The organism is Pseudonocardia sp. KRD291, assembly GCF_019263595.1.
Lineage (GTDB): Bacteria > Actinomycetota > Actinomycetes > Mycobacteriales > Pseudonocardiaceae > Pseudonocardia.
This window is the reverse complement of the sequence record NZ_JADQDD010000282.1, coordinates 1-7,892: the sequence shown is the minus strand read 5'-3', so window position 1 is coordinate 7,892 and position 7,892 is coordinate 1. Positions and strand designations below refer to the sequence as shown.

Here is a 7,892-nt window from a genome sequence, read left to right as displayed (position 1 = left end):
CGACTACGACCAGTGGGTCGCGGCCGAGGGGCTCTCCGCCGTCGCGGCCGCCCCGATCATCGTCCGCGGCCGGCCGGCCGCGCTGATCTACGGCGCGACCCGGGAGAGCGTGACCCTCGGCGACCGGGCCAAGGCGGCGCTGCTGTCCTGCGGCCGCAGGCTGAGCACGGAGCTCACGGTCCGCGACGAGGTCGCGCGGCGGCTGCGGGACGCGGAGGTCGTCGCCTCCTCCTCGCAGGGCGACGTCCGTGACGCCGCCGACCTGGAGGAGATCCGCGCGCTGCACGCCGAGCTCCGCGCCGTCGCCCAGATGATCCCGGACTCGAGCCTGTCCGCGCGGGTCTCCGACGTGTCGCGCCGCCTCGCCGACGTCGGCAGCAGGTCCGCGGCGCCGGAGCGGGCCGCGGACCACGGGGTCGCCCTCTCCCCGCGGGAGATCGACGTCATCTCGCAGATCGCGCTCGGCTGCACGAACGTCGAGACCGCGACCCGGCTCTGCATCAAGCCCGAGACCACGAAGGCCTACCTCCGCAGCGCGATGAGCAAGCTCGGGGTGCACACCCGGTTCGAGGCGGTGGTGCGCTCGCGCAGCCTCGGGCTCGTCCCGTAGGGCTCCCGCTCACAGCCGGTCCTGCGGATTCGTGAGCGGCACGTTACGCCGACGTCACGACGGGTCGCGTCGATGTAATGACCGGTTCCTACCGTCTCCGGGGTGAGCAGACGACTCGTCGTGGTGGGCAACGGAATGGTCGGGCACCGGCTGGTGTCCGCGCTGCGCGACCGCGACGCCGAGGGGGCCTGGCAGGTCACCGTGCTCGGCGAGGAGAACCGCCGCGCCTACGACCGGGTCGCGCTCTCGTCGTACGTGGACGGGACGTCGGAGGAGCAGCTGCGGCTCCCGGACGACGACCTGCGCGCCGACCCGCTGGTCGCGCTGCACCTCGGCGACGCCGTCACCACCATCGACCGGGACGCGCGGACCGTGCGCACCGCGTCCGGCGCCTCGTTCGGCTACGACGCGCTGGTGCTGGCCACCGGATCCACCCCGTTCGTCCCGCCGGTGCCGGGCCGGGACCTGCCCGGCTGCTTCGTCTACCGCACCCTCGACGACCTGGACGCGATCACCGAGGCAGCGCGGGCCGCCGTGGGACGCACCGCACCCGGGCGGCGCTCGGCCGTCGTCGTCGGCGGGGGGCTGCTCGGCCTGGAGGCGGCCCGCGCGATGCGCCTGCTCGGGCTCTCACCGCAGGTCGTGGAGATCGCGCCGCGGCTGATGCCGGTGCAGGTCGACGACGGCGGCGGGGCGCTGCTGCGATCGCTCGTCGAGGAGCAGGGGCTCAAGGTCCGCACCGGCGTCTCGGTGGACGGGATCCGCGCCGACGCCGACCGGCTGGTGGCGCGCCTGTCCGACGGCGTCGAGCTCGACGCGGACCTGGTCGTGTTCTCGGCCGGCATCCGCGCCGCGGACACGCTGGCCCGGAAGAACGGGCTGGCGGTCGGCGAGCGCGGCGGCGTGCTCGTCGACGACCGCTGCCGCACCGCCGACTCCCACGTCTGGGCGATCGGGGAGTGCGCCGCGCTGCAGGGGCGCACCTACGGCCTGGTCGCGCCCGGGTACGCGATGGCCGAGGTGGTCGCGGACCGGCTGCTCGGCGGCGACGCCCGGATGACACCTGAGGAGCTGGACATGTCCACCCGGCTCAAGCTGCTCGGCGTGGACGTGGCCAGCTTCGGCGACGCGCACGCCGCCGCCGAGGGCGCGCTGGAGATCGTGGTCGACGACCCGGTCGCCGGCACCTACGCCAAGCTCGTCGTGTCCGCCCCGGGCGGCGCAGGCGGAGCGGGCACCGGCGCCGACGCGCCCACCCTTCTCGGCGGTGTGCTGGTCGGCGACGCCACGCGCTACGGCTCGCTGCGACCGCTCGTCGGGTCGGCGCTGCCCGCGGACCCGGTCACGCTGATCTCGTCCGGCGGCGCGGAGCCGGACGCGGGGGCGCTGCCGGACTCCGCGCAGATCTGCTCCTGCAACGCCGTCACCAAGGGAGCGCTGTGCGCCGCGATCGACGACGGTGCGCACGACGTCGCGTCGCTGAAGGCGTGCACCCGGGCCGGCACCACCTGCGGGTCCTGCGTCCCGGTCCTGGCGAAGATCCTCACCCAGCAGGGCGTCGAGGTGTCCACGGCCCTCTGCGAGCACTTCGCGTACTCCCGCGCCGAGCTGTTCGAGATCGTCGCCGGGGCCGGGATCACCTCTTTCTCGTCGCTGGTCGCCTCGCACGGCACCGGGCTCGGCTGCGACGTCTGCAAGCCGGTCGTCGCGTCCATCCTGGCCACGCTCGGCAGTATCGACGGGCGTGGCGGGCACATCCTCGACGGCGAGCAGGCCGCGCTGCAGGACACCAACGACCACTTCCTGGCGAACATGCAGCGCAACGGCACCTACTCGGTGGTGCCGCGGATCGCCGGCGGGGAGGTCACGCCCGAGGGCCTGATCGTGATCGGCGAGGTGGCGCGCGACTTCGGGCTCTACACCAAGATCACCGGTGGGCAGCGGATCGACATGTTCGGCGCCCGGGTGGAGCAGCTGCCCGCCATCTGGCGCCGCCTCGTCGACGCCGGGTTCGAGTCCGGGCACGCCTACGGCAAGTCGCTGCGCACGGTGAAGTCCTGCGTGGGCACCACGTGGTGCCGCTTCGGCGTCCAGGACGCGGTCGGGATGGCCGTCGAGCTGGAGCTGCGCTACCGGGGGCTGCGCAGCCCCCACAAGATCAAGTCTGGGGTGTCGGGGTGTGCGCGCGAGTGCGCCGAGGCCCGTTCCAAGGACTTCGGGGTGATCGCGACCGAGGACGGCTGGAACCTCTACGTCGGCGGCAACGGCGGCTTCACCCCGCGCCACGCCGAGCTCCTGGTCTCCGGCGTCGACTCCGCGACCCTGATCCGCACGATCGACCGGTTCCTGATGTTCTACGTACGCACCGCCGAGCGGCTGCAGCGCACGGCGCCGTGGATCGAGGCGATGGAGGGCGGGCTCGACCACCTGCACGCCGTGATCGTCGAGGACTCGCTGGGCATCGGGGCCGACCTCGACGCCGCGATGGCCGCCCACGTCGACTCCTACGCCGACGAGTGGCGCGGGGTCCTCGACGACCCGGAGAAGCTGTCCCGCTTCGTCTCGTTCGTCAACGCCCCGGACACCCCGGACCCGACGATCAGCTTCGTCACCGAGCGGGGGCAGAACATCCCGGCGAGCACGCCCGAACCCGTCCTGATCGGCCTACCGGAGGTGCACCGATGACCACCACACGCCCGCTGGAGAACGCCCTCACCCCAGGTTCGCGCCGGGCGGGGGTCGCGGACGATGCGGCTCTCGAACCGCGCCGCTCACCGGAGTCCCGGCCCGCGGCCCGCGTCGGGACCGAGGTCTCGGGCTGGCTGCACGTCTGCCCGCTGCAGCGGCTGCAGCCCGGCCGTGGTGTCGCCGCGCTGGTCGGGGACACCCAGGTCGCGATCTTCCGGATGGAGGATGACGTGCTCTACGCGGTCGGCAACGTCGACCCCTACACCGGCGCCGCGGTGATCTCGCGCGGCATCGTGGGCGACCGCGGCGGCGTGCCGACCGTGGCGTCGCCGGTGCACAAGCAGGCCTTCCGCCTCGACGACGGCCGGTGTCTCGACGACCCGGCCGTGTCCCTCGGCGTCTACCGGACCCGGGTGTGCGGCGCGGACCTGCAGATCGGGCTACGGTGAACGCCCGGATCCGGGCGACGCCGCACCCCCCGCCTGCCCGTTCCCGCGCCGTCCCCGGCCGGGGGAACGGAGGCCACGTGGCCGCACGACCGGGCGATGACCGGACTGCCGAGGCCGGGAGCAGCGGACGCGGCGCGAGCACGGGCGCAGCGGCGCGCGGCACCCGTCGCGACGAGCCGGTGCCGGCGCTGGCCGGGTTCACCGTCGGCATCACCGCGGCACGCCGCGCCGGTGAGCTCGCCACCATGCTCGAACGCCGCGGTGCGGTGATCCAGCAGGGTGCCGCGCTGCGGATCGTCGCGCTCGCCGACGACGCCGACCTGGAGACCACCACCCGCGCCCTGATCGCCGAGCCGCCGGACATCGCCGTGGCCACCACCGGCATCGGCTACCGCGGCTGGATGGAGGCCGCCGACGGCTGGGGCATCGGCGAGGAGCTGCTCACCGCGCTCGGCCGCTGCGAGATGCTCGCCCGCGGGCCGAAGGCGCGCGGCGCCATCCGCGCGTCCGGGCTGGTCGACGCGTGGTCGCCGGAGTCGGAGTCGACCGCCGAGGTGCTCGAGCACCTGCTCGAGCGCGGGGTCGAGGGCTGCCGGATCGCGGTGCAGCTGCACGGTGAGCCGCTGCCCGACGTGGTCGAGGCGCTCGAGCTGGCCGGGGCACAGGTCGTCACGATCCCGGTGTACCGCTGGGCGCCGCCGCTCGACATCGCGCCGCTGGACCGGCTGATCGCCGGCACGCTGTCCGGTGGCATCGACATGCTGGCGTTCACCAGCGCTCCCGCCGCGGCCGGGCTGCTCGCCCGCGCCGTCGAGCTGGGCGTGCGCGAGGACCTGCTGACCGCGATGCGCGGCCCGGTGCTGGCGCTGTGCGTGGGGCCGGTGACCGCGGCGCCGCTGGAGGCACTCGACGTCCCGACGCTGCAGCCGCAGCGCTCCCGGCTCGGAGCCATGGTGCGCACCCTGGAGTCGGCCGCGCCCTCGCGCGCCCGGCGTCTCCCGGTGGCCGCGCACGAGCTGGAGCTGCGCGGGCACGCGGTGCTCGTCGACGGCGTCCTGCGTCCGGTGCCGCCGACGCCGATGGCGTTGCTGCGGGTGCTGGCCAAGCGGCCCGGACGGGTGGTGCCGCGGGCCGAGCTGCTGGCCGCGCAGCCCGGCGGGGCCGGCGACGAGCACGCCGTGGAGAACGCGATCGCGCGCCTGCGCCAGGCCCTCGGCGAGCCCGGCCTGGTGCAGACCGTGGTCCGCCGCGGCTACCGTCTCGCCCTCGAGCCGGGTACCGGCACGAGCGGACCCGGGGCGCACTGCACGACCGAGGACCGGACCGACGAGGGGCGACGGCGGTGACGCCTGCCCGGCAGGAAGCCGGCGTGACGCGCGCCCGGCAGGAAGCCGGAGTGCCCGGGGGCGTACCGCCCCGGGTCCCGTTGCTGCTGGTCGCGCACGGCAGCCGCAACCCCGCCGCCGACGTCGTCGTGCGCGGGCTGGCGGCGGCCGCCGCCGTCTCCGAGCCCGGCCTGGACGTGCGGGTCTGCTACGTCGACGTCCGCGGCCCGACGGTGGGCGACGCCGTCGCCGAGCTCGTCACGCAGGGCCGTCCCGGCGCCGTCGTGCTGCCGGCGTTCCTGGCCGCGGGCTACCACGTGCGGTCGGATCTGCCCGAGCAGCTGCGCGCCGCCGGCGCGGACCCCGGCCGCTTCCCGGTCACCCCCGCACTCGGCCCCGACCACGGGCTCGCCGCCGCGGCCCACGACCGCCTCCGCGCGGCCGGGTACCGCCGCGGGGACGCCGTGGTGCTGGCCGCCGCGGGCTCGTCGGATCCGGACGCGGTCTCCCAGGTCCGCCGGGCCGCGGGGATGCTCGGCACGTCGGTCGGGCGTCGGGTCCGGGTCGGCTTCGCCGCGACCGGGCATCCCGGGGTCGGCGCGCTGGTCGACGGGTTGCGCCGGGCGGGGGAGAGCCGGATCGCGGTGGCGTCCTGGCTGCTCGCGCCGGGGGTGTTCCAGGACCGCCTGCTCGCCAGCGGCGCGGACGTGGTGGCCGATCCGCTGGGCGTGCACCCGGACGTCGTCGGCACCGTCATGGACCGCTACCGGGCCGCCGCACCCGCCGCCGCGCGCGCCGCCTGACTCCCTCTTTGCGGCAGCCCCACCGGAACGACGGGACGGTTGTCGGTGCTCCCGGCTAGGGTCGGTGCGGGGCGCCGCCGTTCGGTGGCGTGGGTGGAGGGGGACGATGAACGCCGGGTCGGTCAGCCGGGTCCACATACGGTCCGACGCGGCGGTCCGGGTCACCGTCGATCCGTACACGAGCGTGCTGGCGCTCGCCTGCGCCGCAGCCGCGGCGCGGATGCGCGGCGGCCGTTCGGCGGTCGGGGACCGGTGGTCCGGGGCGGAGCTGCACGCGGTGTCCCGGCTCGTGGTGCCCGGGAGCTCCGTGGCGCCGGAGGCGTTGACGCCCGCCGCGCCGGACCGCGACACGACGGTCGCCGACGAGCTCGACCGCCTGCGGTCGATGTCGGCCGCTGACCTGCACGCGGACCTGGACCTCACCTACGCCGGCGACCCGCCGCCGCACTGGTCGGAGGTGGCCGGGGCCGCCCGCCGGTGGATATCCGACACGGCCGCCGCGCTGGAGACCGTGTGGCGCCTCGTCGAGCCGGTCTGGCAGGCGCAGGACCGACGCCGCGGCCGGGAGGTCGAACGCGTCGGGACGGCGGCCGCCCGCGGTGCGCTGGACCTGGTGCTGGCCGGGGCGCACCCGCGCGGCCGGATCGTCGACGGGGTGCTGGAGTTCCCGGACCCCGAGGGCACCGACCTGGACGCGAGCCGGCACACCGTGGTGCTCGCGCCGCTGCTGTCCGGGGTGGACGTCTCGATCAGCAACCTGGACCGGCCCGGCCTGGTGTGGCTCGGCTACCCCGCGCCGGTGCCGAACGGGGAGGACGAGGGTGGCCTGGCCGCGCTCCTGACGCCGGTCCGGGCGACGCTGCTGCGCCTGCTCGGGACGCCGTGGACGATGTCGCGCCTCGCCTCGGCCGTCGGGCTCGCGCCCGCCACGGCCACCCACCAGATCTCCGCGCTGGTCGCGGACGGGCTCGTCTCGCGGCGGCGCGAGGGCCGGCACACGGTGGTCGTGCGCACCGAACGCGGATCCGGGCTGCTGGAGCTCTACGGGGTGCCCGACCTGCCGACCCGCGCTGCTCCACCACGGCTGGTCGCTCCGCCGCGCGGCGGGCCCCCGGCCTGAGCGTTCCCGGGCCGGGCGGCCGCCGGTGACGGGCCGCCCGCGATGATGGGCCGATGAGTGCTGATCCCGGGCCGGTCGTGGAGCGGCTGCGGGCGGCCGGGTGCGTGTTCGCCGAGGACGAGGCCGCACTGCTGATCGAGGCCGCGTCCGACCGGTCCGAACTGGACGCCCTGGTGGAGCGGCGGGCCGGGGGGCTGCCGCTGGAACATCTGCTCGGGTGGGCGGAGTTCGGCGGGCTGCGGATCTCGGTGGCCCCGGGGGTGTTCGTCCCGCGGCGTCGGACCGAGGCGTTGGCGCACGAGGCGGTGGCCGCGCTGGCCGCGTCGGCCTCGTCACCGGGGTCGCCCGGGCCGGCCGGGCCGCCGGTCGTGGTCGACCTCTGCTGCGGCACGGGGGCGATCGGGGCGGCGGTGGCGGCGATGCTCCTGCGGTCCGGGGCCGGGCCGGTCGACCTGCACGCCGCGGAGATCGACCCGGTCGCGGTCGCGTGCGCGCGGCACAACCTCGCCCCGTTCGGCGGGCGGGTCCACGCGGGCGACCTCGACGCACCGCTGCCCGCCGAGCTGCGTGGACGCGTGTCGGTGCTGGTCGCGAACGTGCCCTACGTACCGACCGACGCCATCGCCACGATGCCGCCGGAGGCCCGCGACCACGAACCCCGGATCGCTCTGGACGGCGGCGCCGACGGCCTGGACGTCGCGCGCCGGGTGGCGGCCGTGGCACCGGGCTGGCTCGCGCCGGGCGGGTCGTTGCTGATCGAGACCGGGGAGGAGCAGGCGTCCGTCCTGGCCGGGGTGTTCACCGGCAACGGCCTCCACGCACGGGTGGTCGAGGACTACGACCTCGGCTCGACGGTCGTGATCGGAACCCGTCCCTGACGTCCGCCGCCTGCCACCC

General features: G+C 76.0%; 7 protein-coding genes. All 7 read left to right on the top strand.

Going from position 1 to position 7,892, the window contains the following annotated elements:
- A partial coding sequence (locus I4I78_RS27105) for a helix-turn-helix transcriptional regulator (protein ID WP_218614334.1) occupies positions 1-610 on the top strand: 610 nt, incomplete at its 5' end.
- 102 nt (positions 611-712) lie between these two features.
- Positions 713-3,295, top strand: a complete 2,583-nt coding sequence (gene nirB, locus I4I78_RS27100) for a nitrite reductase large subunit NirB (protein ID WP_218614333.1) — start codon at positions 713-715, stop codon at positions 3,293-3,295.
- Positions 3,292-3,747 (top strand): nitrite reductase small subunit NirD, encoded by a 456-nt coding sequence (gene nirD, locus I4I78_RS27095; RefSeq protein ID WP_218614332.1) that lies wholly within the window; start codon positions 3,292-3,294, stop codon positions 3,745-3,747. The genes nirB and nirD overlap by 4 nt, the downstream gene beginning before the upstream one ends.
- Positions 3,748-3,926: 179 nt before the next feature.
- On the top strand, positions 3,927-5,093 hold the full coding sequence (locus I4I78_RS27090; protein ID WP_218614336.1) for a uroporphyrinogen-III synthase: 1,167 nt from the start codon (positions 3,927-3,929) through the stop codon (positions 5,091-5,093).
- A 23-nt stretch (positions 5,094-5,116) separates the two neighbouring features.
- The gene (locus tag I4I78_RS27085) at positions 5,117-5,875 is read left to right on the top strand and encodes a sirohydrochlorin chelatase (RefSeq protein WP_308252382.1); all 759 of its coding nucleotides are present in this window, start codon (positions 5,117-5,119) and stop codon (positions 5,873-5,875) included.
- A 106-nt stretch (positions 5,876-5,981) separates the two neighbouring features.
- A complete protein-coding gene (locus I4I78_RS27080; RefSeq protein WP_218614331.1) occupies positions 5,982-6,995 on the top strand; it encodes a helix-turn-helix transcriptional regulator in 1,014 nt (337 codons plus the stop codon).
- Between the two features lie 53 nt (positions 6,996-7,048).
- Positions 7,049-7,873, top strand: a complete 825-nt coding sequence (locus I4I78_RS27075; protein WP_218614330.1) for a putative protein N(5)-glutamine methyltransferase — start codon at positions 7,049-7,051, stop codon at positions 7,871-7,873.
- The last annotated feature ends 19 nt before the right edge of the window (positions 7,874-7,892 follow it).

Bases quoted from the DNA above. Each gene is read 5' to 3' on its own strand.
- nirD (WP_218614332.1), top strand. From the start codon at position 3,292: ATGACCACCACACGCCCGCTGGAGAACGCCCTCACCCCAGGTTCGCGC.
- I4I78_RS27080 (WP_218614331.1), top strand. From the start codon at position 5,982: ATGAACGCCGGGTCGGTCAGCCGGGTCCACATACGGTCCGACGCGGCG.
- I4I78_RS27075 (WP_218614330.1), top strand. From the start codon at position 7,049: ATGAGTGCTGATCCCGGGCCGGTCGTGGAGCGGCTGCGGGCGGCCGGG.